General features: G+C 69.1%; 22 protein-coding genes, 2 tRNA genes and 1 other RNA gene. 16 read left to right on the forward strand and 9 right to left on the reverse strand.

All coding sequences use genetic code 11. The features are described 5' to 3' along the window. Nucleotides 1-60: 60 nt before the first annotated feature. Nucleotides 61-285: a hypothetical protein gene (locus tag ABD844_RS18930; protein ID WP_344879006.1), complete on the reverse strand. Its 225-nt coding sequence runs from the start codon at nucleotides 283-285 to the stop codon at nucleotides 61-63. 216 nt (nucleotides 286-501) lie between these two features. Next, nucleotides 502-1140 carry a uracil phosphoribosyltransferase gene (gene upp / locus ABD844_RS18935; protein ID WP_344879012.1) on the reverse strand — a complete coding sequence of 213 codons (639 nt, stop codon included), beginning with the start codon at nucleotides 1138-1140 and terminating at the stop codon, nucleotides 502-504. Between the two features lie 324 nt (nucleotides 1141-1464). Here upp and ABD844_RS18940 point away from each other — a divergent pair, with 324 nt between their 5' ends. The 4 genes from ABD844_RS18940 (at nucleotide 1465) to ABD844_RS18955 (ending at nucleotide 3043) form a co-directional block, all read left to right on the forward strand. After that, a complete protein-coding gene (locus tag ABD844_RS18940; protein ID WP_425568611.1) occupies nucleotides 1465-1980 on the forward strand; it encodes a tRNA adenosine deaminase-associated protein in 516 nt (171 codons plus the stop codon). 17 nt (nucleotides 1981-1997) lie between these two features. Beyond that, nucleotides 1998-2474 carry a tRNA adenosine deaminase-associated protein gene (locus ABD844_RS18945; RefSeq protein WP_344879018.1) on the forward strand — a complete coding sequence of 159 codons (477 nt, stop codon included), beginning with the start codon at nucleotides 1998-2000 and terminating at the stop codon, nucleotides 2472-2474. Nucleotides 2475-2490: 16 nt separating this feature from the next. After that, nucleotides 2491-2946 carry a tRNA adenosine(34) deaminase TadA gene (tadA, locus tag ABD844_RS18950; RefSeq protein WP_344879021.1) on the forward strand — a complete coding sequence of 152 codons (456 nt, stop codon included), beginning with the start codon at nucleotides 2491-2493 and terminating at the stop codon, nucleotides 2944-2946. Nucleotides 2947-2956: 10 nt separating this feature from the next. Continuing rightward, a tRNA-Ser gene (locus ABD844_RS18955) sits at nucleotides 2957-3043 on the forward strand. Between the two features lie 211 nt (nucleotides 3044-3254). Here the strand turns inward: ABD844_RS18955 and ABD844_RS18960 are convergent. Beyond that, nucleotides 3255-3851, reverse strand: coding sequence for a GntR family transcriptional regulator (locus ABD844_RS18960; protein ID WP_344879024.1), 597 nt, complete (start codon nucleotides 3849-3851; stop codon nucleotides 3255-3257). Between the two features lie 47 nt (nucleotides 3852-3898). On the opposite strand from ABD844_RS18960, the gene ABD844_RS18965 reads away from it, so the two are divergent. After that, the gene (locus tag ABD844_RS18965) at nucleotides 3899-4183 is read left to right on the forward strand and encodes a hypothetical protein (protein ID WP_344879027.1); all 285 of its coding nucleotides are present in this window, start codon (nucleotides 3899-3901) and stop codon (nucleotides 4181-4183) included. A 575-nt stretch (nucleotides 4184-4758) separates the two neighbouring features. On the opposite strand, the gene ABD844_RS18970 is transcribed toward ABD844_RS18965, so the two are convergent. Continuing rightward, nucleotides 4759-5055, reverse strand: a complete 297-nt coding sequence (locus ABD844_RS18970; RefSeq protein WP_344879030.1) for a type II toxin-antitoxin system VapB family antitoxin — start codon at nucleotides 5053-5055, stop codon at nucleotides 4759-4761. A 115-nt stretch (nucleotides 5056-5170) separates the two neighbouring features. Further along, nucleotides 5171-6136, reverse strand: coding sequence for a KPN_02809 family neutral zinc metallopeptidase (ypfJ, locus tag ABD844_RS18975; RefSeq protein ID WP_344879033.1), 966 nt, complete (start codon nucleotides 6134-6136; stop codon nucleotides 5171-5173). A gap of 97 nt (nucleotides 6137-6233) precedes the next feature. Here ypfJ and ABD844_RS18980 point away from each other — a divergent pair, with 97 nt between their 5' ends. Then, nucleotides 6234-6875 (forward strand): LysE family translocator, encoded by a 642-nt coding sequence (locus ABD844_RS18980; RefSeq protein ID WP_344879036.1) that lies wholly within the window; start codon nucleotides 6234-6236, stop codon nucleotides 6873-6875. A gap of 19 nt (nucleotides 6876-6894) precedes the next feature. Here the strand turns inward: ABD844_RS18980 and ABD844_RS18985 are convergent, their stop codons facing one another. Beyond that, the gene (locus tag ABD844_RS18985) at nucleotides 6895-7290 is read right to left on the reverse strand and encodes a hypothetical protein (protein ID WP_344879039.1); all 396 of its coding nucleotides are present in this window, start codon (nucleotides 7288-7290) and stop codon (nucleotides 6895-6897) included. Between the two features lie 203 nt (nucleotides 7291-7493). Between ABD844_RS18985 and ABD844_RS18990 the strand changes: the two genes are divergently transcribed. Together ABD844_RS18990 and ABD844_RS18995 are read left to right on the forward strand one after the other, a co-directional pair. Further along, complete coding sequence (locus ABD844_RS18990) at nucleotides 7494-8054, forward strand: GNAT family N-acetyltransferase (RefSeq protein WP_344879042.1); 561 nt, start codon at nucleotides 7494-7496, stop codon at nucleotides 8052-8054. 5 nt (nucleotides 8055-8059) lie between these two features. Further along, on the forward strand, nucleotides 8060-8566 hold the full coding sequence (locus tag ABD844_RS18995) for a hypothetical protein (RefSeq protein WP_344879046.1): 507 nt from the start codon (nucleotides 8060-8062) through the stop codon (nucleotides 8564-8566). A 182-nt stretch (nucleotides 8567-8748) separates the two neighbouring features. Here ABD844_RS18995 and ABD844_RS19000 read toward each other — a convergent pair whose 3' ends face one another. Further along, complete coding sequence (locus ABD844_RS19000; RefSeq protein WP_344879049.1) at nucleotides 8749-9489, reverse strand: hypothetical protein; 741 nt, start codon at nucleotides 9487-9489, stop codon at nucleotides 8749-8751. Nucleotides 9490-9736: 247 nt separating this feature from the next. Between ABD844_RS19000 and ABD844_RS19005 the strand changes: the two genes are divergently transcribed. Continuing rightward, nucleotides 9737-10141 (forward strand): tyrosine-type recombinase/integrase, encoded by a 405-nt coding sequence (locus ABD844_RS19005; protein ID WP_344879052.1) that lies wholly within the window; start codon nucleotides 9737-9739, stop codon nucleotides 10139-10141. A gap of 81 nt (nucleotides 10142-10222) precedes the next feature. Here ABD844_RS19005 and ABD844_RS19010 read toward each other — a convergent pair. Next, a tRNA-Ser gene (locus tag ABD844_RS19010) sits at nucleotides 10223-10307 on the reverse strand. A 98-nt stretch (nucleotides 10308-10405) separates the two neighbouring features. Here ABD844_RS19010 and ffs point away from each other — a divergent pair. Together ffs and ABD844_RS19020 are read left to right on the forward strand one after the other, a co-directional pair. Continuing rightward, nucleotides 10406-10501: signal recognition particle sRNA small type (ffs, locus tag ABD844_RS19015), an RNA gene on the forward strand. Between the two features lie 31 nt (nucleotides 10502-10532). Beyond that, on the forward strand, nucleotides 10533-12944 hold the full coding sequence (locus ABD844_RS19020; protein WP_344879055.1) for a DNA polymerase III subunit gamma and tau: 2412 nt from the start codon (nucleotides 10533-10535) through the stop codon (nucleotides 12942-12944). 375 nt (nucleotides 12945-13319) lie between these two features. On the opposite strand, the gene ABD844_RS19025 is transcribed toward ABD844_RS19020, so the two are convergent. Next, nucleotides 13320-14759: a helix-turn-helix domain-containing protein gene (locus ABD844_RS19025; RefSeq protein WP_344879057.1), complete on the reverse strand. Its 1440-nt coding sequence runs from the start codon at nucleotides 14757-14759 to the stop codon at nucleotides 13320-13322. 429 nt (nucleotides 14760-15188) lie between these two features. Between ABD844_RS19025 and ABD844_RS19030 the strand changes: the two genes are divergently transcribed. The 5 genes from ABD844_RS19030 (at nucleotide 15189) to ABD844_RS19050 (ending at nucleotide 19131) form a co-directional block, all read left to right on the forward strand. Beyond that, nucleotides 15189-15539 carry a YbaB/EbfC family nucleoid-associated protein gene (locus ABD844_RS19030; RefSeq protein ID WP_344879060.1) on the forward strand — a complete coding sequence of 117 codons (351 nt, stop codon included), beginning with the start codon at nucleotides 15189-15191 and terminating at the stop codon, nucleotides 15537-15539. A gap of 2 nt (nucleotides 15540-15541) precedes the next feature. Beyond that, nucleotides 15542-16141 (forward strand): recombination mediator RecR, encoded by a 600-nt coding sequence (gene recR, locus ABD844_RS19035; RefSeq protein WP_344879063.1) that lies wholly within the window; start codon nucleotides 15542-15544, stop codon nucleotides 16139-16141. Then, on the forward strand, nucleotides 16134-16664 hold the full coding sequence (locus ABD844_RS19040) for a DUF5063 domain-containing protein (protein ID WP_344879066.1): 531 nt from the start codon (nucleotides 16134-16136) through the stop codon (nucleotides 16662-16664). Before recR ends, ABD844_RS19040 begins: the two co-directional genes overlap by 8 nt. Before the next feature lie 134 nt (nucleotides 16665-16798). Then, nucleotides 16799-18073, forward strand: a complete 1275-nt coding sequence (locus ABD844_RS19045) for an aspartate kinase (RefSeq protein WP_344879069.1) — start codon at nucleotides 16799-16801, stop codon at nucleotides 18071-18073. Continuing rightward, nucleotides 18070-19131 (forward strand): aspartate-semialdehyde dehydrogenase, encoded by a 1062-nt coding sequence (locus ABD844_RS19050; RefSeq protein WP_344879072.1) that lies wholly within the window; start codon nucleotides 18070-18072, stop codon nucleotides 19129-19131. The genes ABD844_RS19045 and ABD844_RS19050 overlap by 4 nt, the downstream gene beginning before the upstream one ends. The last annotated feature ends 96 nt before the right edge of the window (nucleotides 19132-19227 follow it).

A 19227-nucleotide genomic window follows, 5' to 3' on the forward strand; every position in this document is an offset into this window, starting at 1 on the left:
CTACATTACCCACCCGGGTGCCCGGGTAAAGGTAACTTGGCGGGTTAGTTCGGATCTTGCTTAGCCACGTTCGCTGGCCACCAGAGCCAGCACGTGAAGGTGCTTGCGCGCGATGCGCTCGACAAGGCTCGGATGGGCGTAGCCGGTGACCTCCAGCGCGCCGTAGTGCGCCGCCTCCACGCAGCGCGTTACGGTGGTCGTGGAGTGGACGCCGGCGAACTCGTCGCACAGCACCGACTCCACATCCGCGTACGGAGTCGGATCCGCCTCGGTGTGATCGCTCATCGTGCTTCCCCCACGCGCATCCGGAAGTTGCCTTCCGTTCTCTTTCGTACCCACCAAACCACAGTATGTAACGAAGCGATGACTCGGTGTGATGAGAAGCGGGCTTTCCGGACGGATCCTGGGGCGTGCCTTTCTCGCGACGGCTACCTGACGCCGGCGGCGCTTACGCGTCGCTGACAGTGTCTATACGTCTGGGTCCATACGTCTGGGGCGCGGTTACACGACGCCGTAGAGCCGGTCGCCGGCGTCGCCGAGGCCCGGCACGATGTAGCCGTTCTCGTTGAGCCGCTCGTCGAGGGCGGCGGTGACGACGCGGATCGGCTTGCCCGAGTTCGCGAACACCTTGTCCATGTACGCCAGCCCTTCGGGCGCGGCCAGCAGGCACAGCGCCGTGACGTCGACCGCGCCGCGGTCGAACAGGTACTGCACCGCCGCCGACAGCGTGCCGCCGGTGGCCAGCATCGGGTCGAGCACGTAGCACTGCCGCCCCGACAGGTCGTCGGGCAACCGCGTGGCGTACGTCTCCGCCTGGAGCGTCGACTCGTCGCGGATCATGCCGAGGAACCCGACCTCGGCCGTGGGCAGCAGCCTGGTCATGCCGTCGAGCATGCCGAGCCCGGCCCGCAGGATGGGCACGACCAGCGGGTACGGCTTGGCCATGCGCACACCGCGGGCGGGCGAGACGGGGGAGTCGACGGTGACCTCCGCGACCCGGACGTCACGCGTGGCCTCGTACGCGAGCAGCGTCACCAACTCGTCCGCGAGCCTGCGGAAGGTCGGCGAGTCGGTGCGGACATCGCGCAGCGTGGTGAGCTTGTGGGCCACGAGCGGATGATCGACGACGAGGGTCTCCATGGGACCCCACGCTATCTCCTGAGCCACCCTGCTGCCGACCCCCGTACCTGGGGCGAACGTCACAAATCCCCGGGTGACGGCGGGGCGGGCGCGGAACCGCTCCCGAGGCGACCGGGGACGGCTCGGAGCCCGCTCTGACGCGACTCCTCGCGCGGCGGTGGAATCACGCGGCTCCTTGCGGGGCGGTGGAACACGACAAGAGGGTCCCGGGGAGCTCACATCTTTGGTTTTGATCACAATTTGGCCCGAGAGGCACACGGCCAGTGGCCGGTTCTGGAACGATTGGGTCTCGGTGATATCTGTCGTGTCAGAGGTCGGGTGGGAATGGCGATGACAGACGAAGACGCTCTCGACTTCGCCATCGTGGTCTACCGCGAGGACGAATGCTGGCAGGCCGAGCTCCTGCCGGTCACGCTCACGTCCGACCTGCACGGGCTCATCCATGCCCTGAAGCAGCAGCCGAGCGAGAGCGGCACGATCGGGCTGGTCGCGGTCGGCGACGAGTTCTTCGTGGCGCTGCGGGTCCTCCGCGACCGGGTCGACGTCTTCCTCTCCGACATCGCCGCCTCCTGGGACTTCCCGCTGGCGCGTCAGGTTCTCCACTACCTCGACGTCCCCGTGCCGGACGAGGAGGAGCTCGACGAGATCCTCCAGGACGAGGAGACCGTGCTCCCCGCCGGTGATCTGTCGATCTTCGCCGACCTCGGGTTGGACGAGATGGAGCTGGGCATCCTCTCCGGCGACATTGATCTGCTTCCCGAAGATGTGCTGTCCAGCATTGCCGCGCGGCTCGGCTTCTCCGAGCCGTTCGAGCGTGCCATCGAATCGGTCTTCGGCTGACCCCCTGGAGCGCGGACATGGCGTCCAACACCTTCACTGCGGCTTTTGTCAGGACTTCCGATGGCTGGAGCGGTGCCGAAGTCGACCTCGGGGACGCCGAGATCGTTGACGACTTCGGCGACGCGGTCACGGAGACGCTCGGCCTCTCCAGCGACGAACTCGCCCTGTTGTGCGTCGAGGTCGAGGACGAATGGTTCGCCATCGCCCGCTACCGGGGCGAGGACGAGCCACGGGTGTTCCTCTCCGACGTGCACGCGATTCTGTCCGACAGGTTGGGCGAGCTGTTCGCCGAGTTCGCCGGGGTGGTGCCCGACAAGGAGAGCAACGGCCTCGGCGTACGCCCGGCGGGCGACTTCGAGTTGCTCAGCGACCTGGGCGTGAGTTCTGAGGAACTGCTCGAACTGAGCATGGAAGAGGGCACGCTGCCCGCCGACATCCTGTCGGTGCTCGCCGAGCGGCTGTCGTTCGGCGACGAGCTCGACCGGCTGCGGTGACGTACCGGGGCTCGCGGTGACCGACGAGGAGGCCATGCGCCTGGCCCTGGCGGAGGCCGTCACGGCCGGCGCCAGGGGGGAGATCCCCGTGGGCGCGGTGGTGCTCGACCCGCTCGGCGAGGTGTTGTCGGCGGCGGGCAACGACCGCGAGTCGGCCGCCGACCCGACCGCCCACGCCGAGGTGCTCGCACTGCGCCGGGCCGCCGCGCTGCGCGGGCAGTGGCGCCTCAGCGGCTGCACGCTCGTGGTCACGCTGGAGCCCTGCACCATGTGCGCCGGAGCCGCGGTGCTGGCCAGGGTCGAACGCCTCGTGTACGGCGCCACGGACGAGAAGGGCGGGGCCGTGGGCTCGCTCTGGGACGTCGTACGCGATCGGCGGCTCAACCATCGGCCCGAGGTCGTGATGGGGGTTCTGGCCGAGCAGTGTGGAGACGTACTAAAGCGGTTCTTCGCCACTCGCAGGATCCGGTAAGCTCGTCCGCGGTGGTGTCGCCTAGTGGCCGAGGGCGCACGCCTCGAAAGCGTGTGATGGGGCAACTCATCCGTGGGTTCAAATCCCACCACCACCGCCGCTAAGTTGGGCCTCTGACCTGCGAAAGTAGGTTGGAGGCCCTTCGTCTTCCCATCATGGGGCCATTTTGGGGGCATCAGCCCTCAGCCATGATCGCGCAGACGACACCGCCCACGATCTTCGCCGCGGCTTCGGATACACGCCAGAGGGCGAGCCGATGAATTGGCTCGAGGCCCCCATGCCGGAGACGACCGAGGTACGACGGCCACTTACTCCGCGAGTTGCCGGTAGGACAGCTCGTAGAGGTGGCCACCCTTGATGAGAACGGATACTTCCACCGGCTGCCTGGAATTGCTGTAGACAGTGCGAAACTGGCGGAACACCGGCACGTCGGGCGGTAGGTCCAGCCCTTCGACCTCTTCCGTTGTCGGTTGCCGTACAGAAATTCGGTCCTCGAAATGGCGCTCTGGAAAGCCCAAGTCGGCCAGGACCTCCGGTGCGCCTCCACGGATCTTCTTACGGGCTGCCAGCGGAGTTCCGGCGGCGATGTGGACCGGATAGTACGACCACGACAGCTCAACTGGATCACCATCGTGAACCAGCAGTCGCTGGCGCACGACGACGCGGCCGCCGTCCTCGGTCCCGAGCGCAGTGGCCACGTCGTTCGGTGGCTGCACCTCGCCGACCTGGAGGAGTTCGTAGCTGTAGCCGCGCGGGTTCGGGGACTTGTATGCCGAGGCTTCGACGACCAAAGGCTTTCTGTCTCGTACGAACACGCCCTTACCAGCGTGTCCGCGTACGAAGTCCTCATCCTTCAAAGCTTGCAGGGCTCGCTGAATCGTCGCGTTGGCCGCGCTGAAACGCACGACCAGATTTGACGTGGAAGGAAGCTGCTCGCCCGGCCGCAGAGTGGTTGGCCAAGCCCGCCTCTCTGATCGCGGCCACGTTCGACGACCCCGCCGAGGCGGCGGCCTGGCTGACGTCCGCGTACCGCACGGTGCGGGCGGCGTTCCTACACCTGGAGAGTGTCCTGCTGGAGGACCGCCTGGAGTGGGCTGCCGATGCGCTGCCGCGTGGCGTGGACGTGCAGTGGGGCGAGTGGCTGCAGGCCGGCCGGTTCGCCTCGATCGCCATGATCTGCTGTCCGAACCGGCACGTGCCCCATCCCTGCCCGACCGCAAGGGGCACGGCCTCATGAGTCGGCCGGTCGGCCTCGGCCTGGCGGCGACCGGGGTCACGGCTCTCGTGCGCGAGCCTGGGGGAATCCCGCCCGCCGCGTCCCGGACATGACGAACGACGCCCCCGCCCATCCTGTGGACAACCTGTGCACAACCTGGCTCCAGGGCTGGGGGCATCCTGTGGATAAGTTGTGGAAAGGTCTGTGGATTCGTGTGGCAGCAGTCCACACCGTGAAACGTTGATCGGCCAGTTTTTGCTGGTCAGAGCTTCGTGCGAGGTGATCCACAGAGACTCACAGGTTGTGGATGGACGAAGTGTTGAAAGAACCTTGGCCGACCAAGGGGCCGGGTGGCCCGTCCGTCCGGTCCCGGCCGGGTCTGTCTGCGTCCGTCCTGACCGGCTACGGGCTGGGGTGCAAATCTCGTCAGCGGTAGCCGAAGGTCCTTTCGCGTGCCGGGGGACGCGCTGGTCGCGCGGGTGACGGGCATAACCGTTTTCAGTGGGATTCCCGAATGATGTGGGAAAGTTCGGGCCACTTCGCCGGGCACCGAAAAGGGAGGAGCCGGGATTCGCGGCCCCTCCCTTTTCCCTTTCTCAGTCGGGCAGCTCCAGGACCCTGGCGTGCAGGATCGATCGCTGCTGCAGTGCCGCCCGCAACGCGCGGTGCAGGCCGTCCTCCAGATAGAGCTCGCCCTGCCACTGCACCACGTGCGGGAAAAGGTCCCCGTAGAAGGTGGAGTCGGCGGCGAGCAGCGAGTGCAGGTCCAGCATGGCCTTCGTGGTGACCAACGAGTCGAGCCGGACCTGCCGTGGAGGGATTTGTGCCCATTCGCGGTGCGTCAGACCGTGGTCGGGATAAGGGCGTCCGTCGCCGACTAGCTTGAAGATCACCCTCCGATTTTAGGAGAGATTCCGATTCCTCGCGCTATCTCGGTGACGTCGGCGCAGCCCAGTGGGCAGACGCGTGCTTTTCGCAACCGGTGGTAAGACGGCTTCCGAAGAGGGCCTATATCTGTCCGGAGAAGGTGTCGCACCGCCGGGGATCGCCGCTGTCGTAGCCGACGGTGAACCACTTCTCGCGCTGCCGCGAGGTGCCGTGCGTGAAGGCGTCCGGGGTCACCCGGCCCTGCGTACGCCGCTGGATGCTGTCATCGCCGACCGCCGAGGCGGCGCTCAGCGCCTGGTTGATGTCGCTCTGGGTGAACGGCTCCCGGTAGAAGCCGGTCTTGACCGCGTTCTGGGCCCAGACCCCGGCGTAGCAGTCGGCCTGGAGTTCGAGGCGTACGGAGGGGCTCTCGGCGCCGGGCCGGTTGTCGCGGCCGACCCGGTCCATGGTGCCGAGAAGGTTCTGGACGTGGTGGCCGTACTCGTGGGCGATCACGTACGCCTGGGCGAACGGCCCGCCCTCGGCCCCGAAGTCGCGCTGGAGCGTGTTGAAGAAGGTCAGGTCCAGGTAGACCTTGCGATCGGCCGGGCAGTAGAACGGCCCCGCGGCGGAGTCGGCAGGCCCGCAGCCGGTGTTGACCGCCTGGGAGAACAGCACGGTCTTGGCAGGTGTGTACGCCCGGACCCCGAGGTCCTGGAACTCCTGCCGCCAGTAGGCCTGGATGCTGTTGACCGTTCCGACGACGCGGCAGTCCTCCGACTGCTCGGCGTCGGCGCCGGTGCGGCAGCGCTCGGCCAGGTTGCCGCTGGGAGAGATCGCGGGCGGAGGGCTGGGCTGCTGCCCGCCGCCCTGCTGCCCGCCCTCGTTGCCGGAGAAGGGCGTGGGGACGATCCCGAACAGGAACATCGCCCCCACCGCCAGGAGCAGCAGCAGGCAACCGCCGCCCCGGCCGCCGATGGGCAGCATGCAGCCGCCGCCCGGCATCCCGCCGAACCCCCCGCCGCCCCCGCGGCCCGGCTGCGGCCCGGAGGCCCGGACATCCTCGACCTGCGACGGGTCGAGTGGCTTGTCGTCGTCGAACTGCATCGCTCCCCCCGACGCAGTTCTCCCCCGTAGTGGGACAAATACGCACCGCGATGGGAATGGGTGGGACTTTCAGTGGCTTGTCGGATAATGTGCCGATATGACGGCTGGCTTGATCGGGATCGCGCTGGTTTCGCTGGGCATGGTTCTCACACCCGGTCCGAACATGATCTATCTGATCTCGCGCTCGATCGCGCAGGGCCGCCGTTCCGGGCTGATCTCGCTCACGGGCGTCTTCCTGGGGTTCAGCGTCTATCTGACCGCGACCTGCCTCGGTCTGACGGCCGTCTTCGCGTACGTGCCGGCCGCGTACACGGCGCTCAAGCTGGCCGGGGCCGCGTACCTGCTCTGGCTGGCCTGGAACGTCCTCAAGCCGGGCGGCACGTCCGCCTTCGAGCCGCGCGACCTGCCGGAGGAGCGTCCCGGCAAGCTGTTCACGATGGGCCTGCTGACCTGCCTGCTGAACCCCAAGATCGCGATCCTGTACCTGTCGCTGCTTCCACAGTTCATCGACCCGGCCATGGGGCACGTGCTGCTACAGAGCCTGGCGCTCGGTTCGGTGCAGATCGCCGTCGGCACCCTGGTCAATGGCCTGATCGTGATCACGGCGGGCGGCCTGGCCGCGTTCCTGGCCCGCCGTCCCGTCTGGGTGCGCGTCCAGCGGTACGTCACCGGCACGGTCCTCGGGGCCTTCGCCGTCAGCATGGCGACCGACCGCTCGAAGGCCCTGGTCAGCACCTGACCGCCAGGGCCCCGAGCGATCACCGGTCGAACCACGCCGCCGCCGGAGCCCTGCACAACTGCGCGAACACGACCCCGGCCAGCAGCACGCCCAGCACGTTCCCGAAACCGGCGCCGTCCACGAGCTGCCAGACACCCAGCAGGACGAGCAGGAACTCGATGACGATCCCGCAGGTACGCACCCAGCCGCGCCGGGACGCGACCCGCATCGCGAGAAAGCCGATCAGCAGGATCATCACCAGCGGAACGGTGAGCCCGGCCAGCAGAACCCCGCCCACCGCGCCGACCGGGGCACTCCCCAGCAGCACGAAGAGCAGGAACAGGCCGACCATCCCCAAGACCGCCTGGACCCACATGCAGAGCCTGGCCACGAGAACGGACTGGGGCATCACCTCGACGCCATAGGACTCGGACATTCGAGCCTCCCGATTCAGGGGCAGCGATTGACTGGGTGAGCATAAAACCGCCCAAGATGGTCATGTCTGGGAAACGACCGCAGACGTATGGATTGGGTCATACCGGCATTTCGCCGTCGACGGGAGCGGCCGCTCTCGGTCCGCGCGTGGCGGGAATGCGGCGCGGTTGAACGCCAGGGCGGGCGCGGTCAGGATGGGGCGTCATGAAGCAACCGACCACGCTGTCCGCCACGGAGATCCCCTCGGATCGGCTCCGGCTGCGCAAGGCGTACGACGGTGATCGCGAAGGTCTCATCGAGCTCTTCACCGATCCCGAGGTCCGGGCCCACCTCGGCGGCCCACGGCCCAGGAGCGACGTCGAGCAGTACCTCGACGCGATCGGCGTCGCCAACGCGACGTCCGCGCCGGGCAGCTACGTCATCGCCGACCACACGACGGACCGGCTCATCGGCACCCTGATGCTCGACCGCCGCCCCGCCGAGAGACCCGGGCACGTCACCGAGGAAGGCGGGGAGCTGGAACTGTCCTATGTGCTGCGGCGCGGTGCGTGGGGTGCGGGGCTCGCGTACGAGGCCGCGACGGTCGCGTTGCGGGCCGCCGCGGCGGAGCTGCCCGATCAGCCGGTCGTGGTCGTGACCCAGACCGAGAACGAGCGTTCGCTGAAACTCGCCGCCCGCCTCGGTTTCCGCCACGTCGGCACCTTTGAGGAGTTTGGCGCGGAGCAGACCCTCAGCACGGCGAGCCTGTCGTCGTTCGAAGCCTGACCTCAGTGGGCGCTCAGGACGTCGGCGCTCAGGACGTCGAGGCTCAGGACGTCGGGGGTCAGGACGGGGTCGGCTCGGCAGGTGGGTCGGTGGGAGGCTCGGAGGGTGACTCGGTCGGGGCGATCCACTCGAAGCCCTCCGGCCGCGTCGGGCAACTCGCCCCCGTCGTGCCAAGTCCAACCATGATGATGTCGTTCCATGCGCAGTTGCTCACCAACACAGAGAGCCGTTACCTCTACCGCGTCATCATTGAGGGCGGCGCGCGCTGCGCCTTTCTGGTTCTGGATACGGAGAACGGAGAGATCTTCTCATCCAACGTCGACGGAGAGACGTTTGGAAACATGTCGTTGTCTCTGGAAGAGGGCGAGACGCGGCCCGTCACGGACTCGGAGGGCTCCGCTGAAACAAGCGAGATGAGCAGGTGGGAGTTCGCTCTCGTCTCCAGCAACATCAGGCGTGGCTGGGTCAAGGAGGGTACGCCGCCGACGAAGGTCACCAAGTACTACGGTTGAGCCGGGATGTCCCTCTATGCAGCGTTCGCCGAGACCGCGGATCCCGTTGATGAGCTGCCGCTTCGTCCAGAGCTGCGGATCGCCCATGTTCCTGCCCGCCAGCAACAGCGATTCCAGCATCGCCCACTGCGCGGCGGTCAAATCACCCCGACCCACGCGTGATCCACTTCTCAAGCGGTCAGTCAGATCCAGAGGTACAGGCCGTGGCCGGCGCGTACGACCGGGTCCAGCCAGTCGAAGAACTCCTCCACCCACGTGTCCCGCTGGCGTTCTTCCAGGACCGGCAATGGAGGCAGGCTGCGTTTGAAGGCGCTCGGCACCGTACGGCTGAACTCGCGCGCGGCCTGTCCCAGCAGCGCGCCGTGCCGCGTCACCGCCTCACGGCGCTCCTGCTGCCCAGGCGTTGCGCGGTCGTCGCCGGCGGCTCGTGGCGGCGGGTCGAGGTCGGGTACGACGGGTGGGGGCGGCAGGGCGAACACGTGCTCCCGGGCCTCGATGAAGGCGGGTTTGCGGGTCCAGGCGTTCGTGCGGTGCTCGGTGGCCCGTGCCGTCGTGAGGAGATCGGCTTGGGTCTCGGCGAGCAAGCGGCTCGTGTCCCATGTACGCAGCCGGTCGTGGTAGTGACGGAACCCGCCGGCAGTCGTCTCGGCGTACCAGTGCCGCCATCTGACCGACCACTCTGCCAGCTCGTCGGGGAGGAGCGTCGCCCAGGCCGCATCCCGCCACTCGGGCGGAAAGATGGGGTTGATGCCGACGACGAAGACCCGGTGGGGGTTGTCCAGATCGACGACCAGCAGCGAGCGCAGCCGCTGGTCGATGTCCCGCCACCGCGCGTGGGCTGTGTCGTGGTCGATCTCTTCTTTGGCTGGGTTCGTCTCGTCAAGCGGGGTGGTGCGGTGCGTGCGACCGAGTGCATACGCCAAGCGCGTGTGGGCGCGTGCAAGCCGTGCGAGCTCGCCGAGGTCGTCCTGCCCAACGTCACGTACGGCCGCAGGCGCCCAGTCCGTACCCACGGTCCGCCATCGTAACTCGGCCGGGGAACGAGGGACAGGAGGGACAGCCGTCCAGGTGACCTGTCCCTAGTCTGGAGAGTGCGTTTGGCCTGGTCATGGCAAGAGTGGGGACGCCTGGGACAGTTGGGACACTGAGAGCCCTTCTACTGGACGGCGCGTGATCGATCTGCCGGATGAGCTGGTGGCCCTGCTCAGGAAGCACAAGGCAGAGCAGGACAAGGACCATGAAGAGGCTCGCCAGCTCTGGCAAGAAGGGGACTGGGTCTTCACCACGGCGACCGGCCGGCCCGTGAGTCCGTACACCGACTACCAAGAGTGGAAGGCCCTGCTCAAGGCCGCTGGCCTAAGGGACGGACGTCTTCACGACGCCCGCCACACCGCCGCCACGGTGTTGCTCATCCTTGGCGTGCCCGAGCGCACGGTCATGGCGATCATGGGGTGGTCCGGCTCGGGCATGGCGGCGCGGTATCAACACGTGACAGACGGCATCCGGCAGACCGTGGCCAAGCAGGTCGGGGGTCTCATCTGGGAGGCAGACAGGGACTCTGGAAAGGCCAACTGAGACCCAAACTGAGACCCGAATAGCGAAAGGGGCCGACTTGGATGGGGTCGGCCCCTTCGCGTTTACTGCCTCAACCAGGCGCGGAGGATAGGGGATTTGAACCCCTGATAGGTTGCCCTATACACGCTTTCCAAGCGTGCGCCCTCGGCCACTAGGCGAATCCTCCGCCGATGAGCTTACCGGACTTCTCGGGGTGTGCAGACCATGTTTTCGCCGGGGATCGCGGGGGTGGAGCGAACACTGCGGCATCCGGCTAGACTGTCGGAGGACCCCTCGCGCGGCGTCATCCTGTGAACCTCCCCAGGGCCGGAAGGCAGCAAGGATAAGCGGGCTCTGGCGGGTGTGCGGGGGGTCTCTTCGTTGGGAGCCCCCTCGCAGGCGGGATGGTCGTATGAGCCTTGCGCTTTACCGCAAGTACCGGCCCGGGACCTTCGCCGAGGTCAAGGGTCAGGAGCACGTCACCGACCCGCTGCGGCAGGCGTTGCGCACGGGCCGTATCAACCACGCCTACCTGTTCAGCGGCCCCCGCGGATGTGGCAAGACCTCCAGCGCCCGCATTCTGGCGCGGTCGCTCAACTGCGAGCAGGGCCCCACCCCCGACCCGTGCGGCGAGTGCGAGTCGTGCGTGGCGCTGGCTCCGACCGGCCCAGGCCACCTCGACGTCATCGAGATCGACGCCGCCTCCCACGGTGGTGTCGACGACGCCCGCGACCTGCGCGAACGGGCCTTCTTCGCCCCCGTCTCCGCGCGCTACAAGATCTACATCATCGACGAGGCGCACATGGTGACCCGCGAGGGTTTCAACGCGCTGCTCAAGCTCGTCGAGGAGCCCCCGCCGCATCTGAAGTTCATCTTCGCGACGACGGAGCCGGAGAAGGTCATCGGCACCATCAAGTCGCGTACGCACCACTATCCGTTCCGGCTGATGCCGCCCGCGACGCTCCGGGGGCTGCTCGAGGAGATCCTCACCGCCGAGAGCGTGCCCTTCGAGCCGACCGCGCTGCCCCTGGTCGTACGCGCGGGCGCCGGTTCGGCCCGTGACTCGTTGTCGATCCTCGACCAACTGCTCGCCGGGGCCGAGGACGACGGCATCACCTACGCCAAGGCCGTCTCCCTGCTCGGCTACACCGACGGCGACCTGCTCGACGAGGTCGTCAACGCGTTCGCGGCCAGGGCCGGCGCGCAGGTCTTCCACACGGTCAGCCGGGTGATCGAGGGCGGCCACGATCCCCGCCGCTTCGCCTCCGACCTGCTCGAGCGCTTCCGCGACCTGGTGATCCTGGCGAACGTTCCCGAGGCGGCCTCGAGCGGTCTGCTCGACCGTCCCGCCGACGAGCTGGAGCGCCTGGTCCAGCAGGCCGCGTCGATGGGCCCGGCCGAGCTGACCCGGGCCGCCGAGGTCTTCAACGCCGGTCTCACCGAGATGCGCGGGGCCACCTCGCCGCGACTGCTGCTGGAGTTGATGTGCGCGCGTGTCCTGCTCCCGGGGGCGGCGCAGGGGGAGGAGGCGCTGCTGGCCCGCATCGAGCGCCTCGAACGCGGTGGCGCCGTCGCTCAGATGGCGGCGCGTGCCTCGGCTTCGGCCGGAAGTGGGCCCTCGGTGGTCGGTCCGGTGAGTGTTCCACGGCCGCAGGCGTCCGCGTCCGGTGAGCGGGTTTCGGGTGAGCAGAGCGTGGCACCGGCGGTGGGGGCGAGCGTGCCCGCCGCGACCGCGTCGTCCTCCGCTGCGTCATCCTCCGCTGCGCCGTCCACCGCTGTGCCGTCGCCTGCCGCGCCGAGTGGGGATGACTGGCCCGAGCCCGCGCGTCCCGGGGCGCCCGTGGTGTCCGCGCCTGCGGCGTCGTCGGGCGGGGCGTCCGCACCCGCGCCGCAGGCCGCCGCCGCTCCGAGCGGGGGCAGTGCCCCGGTGGCCGGGGGAGCGGGGGCCATCCAGGGGCAGTGGGCCGGCGTACTGGCCGCGCTCAAGCAGCGCAGCATCGTCGTCTGGGCCAACGTGAGCACCAACGCCCAGGTGGTGGGCGTGGAGGGCAACCTGGTCACGCTCGGCTTCACCCAGGTCGGCGCGATGAAGAACTTCACAGGAGGCGGCAAGGACGCCGTGGTGGCCAGTGCGCTGGGCGACGTGCTCGGCGGCACCTGGCGCGTGGAGGCGGTCGTCGGGGGCTCCGCGCCTCCGCCCGCCTCCCGTGGTTCCGCCCGTCCCCCCTCTCATGGCGCGGCGGCCGGTGGCCATGGGCCGGTGACCGGGCCTCAGGGGGCTCCGGGGTCTGTCGCGGCGGTTTCCCCGGCGGCGGCGGGCGGTCAGGCCGCCGGAGGGCAGAACGCGCCGGGGCCCCAGGGACGTACGGCCTCTCACGGGGCGTCCCGTGACGACCGGAGCGGTCAGGACCCCGACCAGCCTCCGGCCGCCGTCGCGACGGCCGCACCGGCACACCAGACCACCGACGAGTCCTGGCCCGACGCGCCCGACGACCCCGGCCTGGGCTCCCCGCCCGGTCCCGACCCGACGGAGACCGTCCCTGCGACCCAGCAGGCGGCCAATGGGGGCGCCACGGGCGCCGGGCTGGCCGCCGCGAGGTCTGCGGCGAAGGCGGCGGCTCAGGGAGGCCCACGTGTCCCGGCCGCCCGCAGCGCGAGCGCGGGAGCCTGGCCCGACGCCATTCCCGGCCGTGCCAAGGGGCCCGAGTCCGACGAGGTCGACCCGCTCAACGACGCGGACGCCGACGTCGACGCGGTCTCGGGCATGGCCCTGCTCGAACGGGAGCTGGGCGCCCAGGTGATCGGCGAGATCGACCACACCTGATCACACGCCTGATCACACATCTGATCACACGCGTCCGGCCCTCGGCCCGCCACGCGGCCCACCCCGGCCGGGTGAAGGCCGCGCCGAATCACCGGTCCTCGGTCCGCTTCGCGGCCCACCCCGGCCAGGTGGAGGCCGCGCCGAATCACCGGTCCTCGGTCCGCTTCGCGGCCCACCCCGGCCAGGTGGAGGCCGCGCCGAATCACCGGTCCTCGGCCCGCCCTGGCCGGGTGAAGGCCGCGCCGACCCAGAAGAGCCGCCGCGGAGTCAGAAGAGCCGCCGCCGAGCCAGGCGAGCCGGAGCAGAGTCAGGCGAGCTGAATCAGGCGAACGCGGGCTAATTCCGGCGAACTCCGGCGAACTCCGGTGAACGGCCTCAGGACAGGAGGCGGGAGCGGGCGGCCGCTGAGCGGGGGTCGGTGGACGGGAGGGCCGCGAGACGTTCGAGCACCTCGTAGTCGTCGCGCCCGCCGCTCGTCTGCGCGTACGCCCACAGGTCCTCCGGCGCCCCCCGCCGCAGCAGGCAGGCGCGTACCTGCGCCTCCAGCTCGTCCCGCTCCCGCCGGATCTCCTGCGACTCCGAGCGCGGCAGCAGCGGCCCCGGGTACGCCCGCGCCAGCGGGCCCGGCTCGCCGGCCGACAGGAGCCGGCCCAGCGTCAGGAAGTCGGCCTCCACCGGGCACGTCAGCCGGTACGGCTTGGCCGCGATGGCCTCCCCGAGCTGTGCGCGCAGCCGGTGGATCTCCGCCCGGATCGTGACGGGGTTGCCGTCGTCGCCGTACAGGTGGCAGGAGAGCTGTTCGGCCGTCAGCCCGTGCGGGTGCAGGGCGAGGAGGGTGAGGATCTCCGCGTGCCGCAGCGAGAGCGGCCGGTCACGGTCGCCGAACGTGGCCGAGGGCGACCGTTCGCCGAGGAACGACAGGGTCAAGACCGGCGGCGCGGCGGTCGCCGAGGGGCGCAGGAGGAAGCCGTCGGAGAACGGTTCGAGCAGGGCCGTGGTGCCGTCGCGCAGGATCATGCGCCGGCCCGGCATGTGGACGGCCCGCTCGCCGAGGTGGACGCGTATGCCCAGGTCGCCGGCAGGGTCGCCGGAGATGACGCGGCCGGTGGCGGACAGCAGGACGCCCGGCCGTCCGCGCAGGGACTCGTAGCGGCGGCGCAGGCGTTCGTCGCGCTCGTGCATGCGCAGGGCGAGCTGCGTCTCGGCGAGCTTGGCCGTGGCGGCGACCAGGGCCACCGTGGCGGGGTGCAGGCTGCGGGCGGTGCCGCTGACGTCGACGCAGCCGATGACCCGGCCGGAGTCGGGGTCGATGATCGGGGCGGCGCTGCACGACCACACGTGCAGCACGCGCATGAGGTGCTCCTCCGAGTAGACGTGTACGGGCCGGCCTGTGGCCAGGGCGGTGCCGATGCCGTTGGTGCCGACGCTGTGCTCGGACCAGCGGTGCCCGTCGGCCAGGCCGATCTGGTCGGCGCGGCCCATGGTGGTGTGGTTGCCGTCGCGCCACAGCACGCGTCCGTCGCAGTCTGTGACAATCATGACGTGCCCGGACTCGTCGGCCAGGCCGGACAGCGTCTGCGCGAGCATCGGCAGCAGCGGGCGCAGGGGGTGCGCCTGACGGAGGTCCCTCATATGGGACAGGTCCATGGCAAGTGGGGCACTCTTGCCTTCCGGGTCGATTCCTGCATCCAGCGAACGACGCCAGGATGCCTTGATCAGGCGGCGGGGCGACTGCGGCGAGGCGAGGCCCGTGGCCGCGGCTTCGTGTGCCCCGCGCAGCAGGCGGGAGTACGCGTCGAGGTGGGCGTAACTCATCGGTCACTCCAAGTAGTTGTCTAGAGCATCCGTCCTGCGCGCCGGAAGTGCAACCCGTTCAAGAGGGATTGCAGAGAGTGATTGAACGAAAGCAACGTGTGTGCAACGTTCCGCTGACTAGCGTCTCGATCCAGCGCGTCGGCGTGGTGCGGCCGCTCCGCCGACGTGATGGCCGGGTCTCGGACGCTGGAGGGGGGCCGAGACCCGGCCAAAACACACCGACGCCCGACAGAACCCGGGATGTCGGGATAGGGGCGAGGCACCCTGTTCCGGAGGGAAAACACCCGCCACGGGCGGCGCATGGGGCCGGGTAGGTCGTCCCATACAGGAACCGGGTACGAAACAGGGGGACACCCCAGTACATGACGCCGCCCAAACACCGTAGGCTCGTGGCAGTCAAGAACGCGGAGCCACGAGGAGCGCACGACGGTGAACCCAGGGGATGTCAACCTGCAGCAGCTGCTGGAGCAGGCCCAGCTCATGCAGCAGCAGCTTGTGAGCGCCCAGCAGGAGCTCAACGACGCGCAGATCGAGGGCTCGGCGGGCGGCGGCCTGGTCACGGCCGTGGTCAACGGCTCGGGCGAGCTGCTCGAGCTCAAGATCGACCCGAGCGTGATCGACGCCGGCGACGCGCAGGACACCGCAGAGACGATCGCCGACCTGGTGATCGCGGCCGTCCGCGACGCCGTGCGCGCGGCCGCCGACCTGCAGCAGGAAAAGCTCGGCCCGCTGGCCCAGGGCCTGGGCGGCGGCGGCCTCGGACAGTTGCCAGGGTTCTAGGCATGTACGAAGGGGTCGTCCAGAACCTGATCGACGAGCTTGGCCTGCTGCCCGGGGTCGGTCCCAAGAGCGCGCAGCGGATCGCGTTCCACCTGCTGGCGGCCGACCCGGCCGACGTCAAGCGGCTGGCGCACGCGTTGCTGGAGGTCAAGGAGAAGGTCCGGTTCTGCCGGGTCTGCGGCAACGTGGCCTCCGAGGAGGAGTGCCGCATCTGCCGCGACCCGCGCCGTGACACGCACGTCATCTGCGTGGTCGAGGAGCCGAAGGACGTCGTGGCGATCGAGAAGACGCGCGAGTTCCGCGGCACCTACCACGTGCTCGGCGGCGCGATCAGCCCGATCGACGGGGTCGGCCCCGACGACCTGCGCATCCGTGAGCTGATGACGCGCCTGGCCGACGGCCGCGTCACCGAGCTCATCCTCGCCACCGACCCCAATCTCGAAGGCGAGGCGACGGCTACCTACCTCGCCCGTCTGGTCAAGCCGATGGGCATCAAAGTGACACGACTGGCCAGCGGTCTGCCTGTGGGCGGTGACCTCGAGTACGCCGACGAGGTCACCTTGGGCCGCGCGTTCGAAGGACGGAGGCTGCTGGATGTCTGACCAGTGGAGCACCCTCGCGGAGGAGATCTCCGGGCACGCGCAGAACTACGTGGACGGGCTGACCAGGGTGGCGGGCGGCGAGGGCGGAGACGCCATCTGGTCGATCCTGCTGGTGGAGGTCGCCCAGGTGAGCCTGGCGGGAGCCAAGCTGGGCGCGAACCGCGACGTCATCCTCGCCGGCAACTACGAGCCGCCGATGAGCGAGGACCCCGACATCGACGGGGTCCGTACGGCGCTGGCCGAGCGGCTGGAGGCGGTGGACGACTACGCCGAGGTGTTCGATCCGTACAAGGACACCGGCGTCACCCCGTACCGGCTGTCGGACGACCTGACGGCGGTCGCGGCAGACCTCATCCACGGGCTGCGCCACTACCACGCCGGCCGTCCGCACGAGGCGCTGTGGTGGTGGCAGTACTCCTACTTCAACACCTGGGGCAACCACGCGGGCGCCGCGATGCGCGCGCTGCAGGCCCTGGCCGCGCACTCGCGCCTCGACGTGGCCGAGGAGGCCACGACGGTCTGAGACCGCCGCGACGGCCCGCCCGGAGCGGGTCCGGGCACGTCACAGTCTGATCATCCACATAATGGTACGAACCATCAGGCCCATAAGAGGCCCCCGTTAGACTGGCAGCTCATAGTCCAAACCGGGAGACTCTCGTGGCGCTCGTTGTGCAAAAGTACGGTGGTTCGTCCGTCGCCGACGCGTCCTGCATCAAGCGGGTCGCGCAGCGGATCGTCGCGACGAAAAAAGCCGGCAACGACGTGGTCGTGATCGTCTCCGCCATGGGCGACACGACCGACGAGCTGCTCGACCTGGCCGAGCAGGTGTCGCCGCTGCCCCCGGGCCGCGAGCTCGACATGCTCCTGACCTCGGGAGAGCGCATCTCGATGGCCCTGCTGGCGATGGCGATCGCCAACCTGGGGCACGAGGCCCGCTCGTTCACCGGCTCGCAGGCAGGTGTGATCACCGACTCCACGCACGGCAAGGCGCGCATCATCGACGTGACGCCCGGCCGCATCCAGGAGGCGATCGACCAGGGTCACATCGCGATCGTGGCCGGCTTCCAGGGCGTCTCGCAGGACACCAAAGACATCACCACGCTGGGCCGGGGTGGCTCCGACACCACGGCCGTGGCACTGGCGGCGGCGCTGAACGCCGACGTGTGCGAGATCTACACCGACGTCGACGGCATCTTCACCGCCGATCCGCGCATCGTGTCCGCGGCGCGCAAGATCCCCAGGATCTCCTACGACGAGATGATGGAGATGGCGGCCTGCGGCGCGAAGATCCTGCATCTGCGCTGCGTGGAATATGCTCGCCGATTCGACCTGCCGATTCACGTACGCAGCTCTTTCAGCACCAAGGAAGGCACGTGGGTCGTCTCCGACCCTTACACCGAAGGAACCGAGATGGAGCAGCCGATCATCTCCGGCGTCGCACACGACCGGAGCGAGGCCAAGATCACTGTTGTCGGGGTTCCCGACAAGGTCGGCGAGGCTGCCTCGATCTTCAAAACCCTGGCCGACGCCGAGATCAACATTGACATGATCGTCCAGAACGTCTCCGCCGCCGCCACGGGGCGCACCGACATCTCCTTCACGCTGCCCACGGCCGACAGCCAGACGGCGCTGACGTCGCTGAAGAAGATCCAGCCCCAGATCGGGTTCGAGTCGCTGTTGTTCGACGACCAGATCGGGAAGGTGTCGCTGATCGGGGCGGGCATGCGCTCGCACCCGGGCGTCACCGCGACGTTCTTCGCGGCCCTCGCCGACTCGGGGGTCAACATCGAAATGATCTCCACCTCGGAGATCCGCATCTCAGTGATCGTCGAGCAGGACGGCGTCGACGCGGCGGTGGCCGCCGCGCACCGCGCCTTCGATCTCGACGCCGACCAGGTCGAAGCCGTGGTGTACGGAGGTTCAGGACGATGAGCGAGAGGCCCAGTCTGGCCCTGATCGGGGCGACCGGAGCCGTGGGCACGGTCATGCGCGACATCGTGTCGACGCGGGAGGACATCTGGGGTGAGATCCGCCTGGTGGCCTCGCCGCGCTCGGCGGGCAAGGTCCTCCAGGTACGCGGCGCGGACGTCGTGGTGCAGGCCCTGGCCCCCGAGGTGTTCGACGGCATCGACGTGGCCATCTTCGACGTGCCCGACGAGGTGTCGGCCGTCTGGGTGCCGATCGCGGCCGAGCGCGGCGCCATCGCCATCGACAAGTCGGGCACGTTCCGCATGGAGCCCGACGTGCCGCTGGTGGTGCCCGAGGTCAACCCGCTCGACGCGGGCAACCGCCCGCGCAACATCATCTCGACCCCCAACTGCACGACGCTGTCGATGATGGCGGCCATGGGGGCGCTGCACGCCGAGTTCACGCTCACGGAGCTGGTCGTCGCCTCCTACCAGGCGGTGTCCGGCGCCGGTGTGGCCGGTTCCGCTCGGCTCTACGACGAGGCCGAGGCGCTGGCCGGTGACCGTACGATCGGGCAGGCCGTCGGCGACGTACGCAAGGTGCTGGCCAACAAGCTGGCGCAGGAGTCGCCGTTCCCCGCGCCCATCGCGTTCAACGTGGTGCCGTGGGCGGGCTCGGTCAAGGCCGACGGCTGGGCCTCCGAGGAGCTCAAGCTCCGCAACGAGTCCCGCAAGATCCTCGGCATCCCCGACCTGAAGGTCTCCGCGACCTGTGTCCGCGTCCCGGTGGTGACCACGCACTCGCTGGCCGTGCACGCGCGGTTCGCGCGCGAGATCACGGTCGCCGACGCGCACCGCGTCCTGGAGGCGGCGCCGACGGTGGTCCTCATGGACGACCCGGCCAACGGGGTCTACCCGACGCCCCTCGACGTGGTGGGCACCGACCCGACCTACGTGGGCCGCATCCGCCAGGCGATCGACTTCCCCAACACGCTCGACCTGTTCGTGTGCGGTGACAACCTGCGCAAGGGGGCGGCGCTCAACGCGGCGGAGATCGCCGAGCTGGTCGCTGCCGAGTTCTGACCTGGTTCCCGTGGCACTCCAGTAGGTCTGCGAGGGTGTGGCGCCGTGCGCATCGTGCGGCGTCACACCTCTTCCCGTGCGGTGTCACGGCTTTCG

It is taken from the genome of Nonomuraea antimicrobica, from assembly GCF_039536965.1.
In the GTDB taxonomy this organism is placed as follows: Bacteria; Actinomycetota; Actinomycetes; order Streptosporangiales; family Streptosporangiaceae; genus Nonomuraea; species Nonomuraea antimicrobica.

Bases quoted from the DNA above. Each gene is read 5' to 3' on its own strand.
- ABD844_RS18990 (WP_344879042.1), top strand. From the start codon at position 7,494: ATGAAGCAACCGACCACGCTGTCCGCCACGGAGATCCCCTCGGATCGG.
- ABD844_RS19020 (WP_344879055.1), top strand. From the start codon at position 10,533: ATGAGCCTTGCGCTTTACCGCAAGTACCGGCCCGGGACCTTCGCCGAG.
- ypfJ (WP_344879033.1), bottom strand. From the start codon at position 6,136: ATGCAGTTCGACGACGACAAGCCACTCGACCCGTCGCAGGTCGAGGAT.
- ABD844_RS18945 (WP_344879018.1), top strand. From the start codon at position 1,998: ATGGCGTCCAACACCTTCACTGCGGCTTTTGTCAGGACTTCCGATGGC.
- ABD844_RS19025 (WP_344879057.1), bottom strand. From the start codon at position 14,759: ATGAGTTACGCCCACCTCGACGCGTACTCCCGCCTGCTGCGCGGGGCA.
- ABD844_RS18980 (WP_344879036.1), top strand. From the start codon at position 6,234: ATGACGGCTGGCTTGATCGGGATCGCGCTGGTTTCGCTGGGCATGGTT.
- ABD844_RS18940 (WP_425568611.1), top strand. From the start codon at position 1,465: ATGGCGATGACAGACGAAGACGCTCTCGACTTCGCCATCGTGGTCTAC.
- ABD844_RS19050 (WP_344879072.1), top strand. From the start codon at position 18,070: ATGAGCGAGAGGCCCAGTCTGGCCCTGATCGGGGCGACCGGAGCCGTG.
- upp (WP_344879012.1), bottom strand. From the start codon at position 1,140: ATGGAGACCCTCGTCGTCGATCATCCGCTCGTGGCCCACAAGCTCACC.
- ABD844_RS18930 (WP_344879006.1), bottom strand. From the start codon at position 285: ATGAGCGATCACACCGAGGCGGATCCGACTCCGTACGCGGATGTGGAG.
- recR (WP_344879063.1), top strand. From the start codon at position 15,542: ATGTACGAAGGGGTCGTCCAGAACCTGATCGACGAGCTTGGCCTGCTG.
- ABD844_RS19040 (WP_344879066.1), top strand. From the start codon at position 16,134: ATGTCTGACCAGTGGAGCACCCTCGCGGAGGAGATCTCCGGGCACGCG.
- ABD844_RS18985 (WP_344879039.1), bottom strand. From the start codon at position 7,290: ATGTCCGAGTCCTATGGCGTCGAGGTGATGCCCCAGTCCGTTCTCGTG.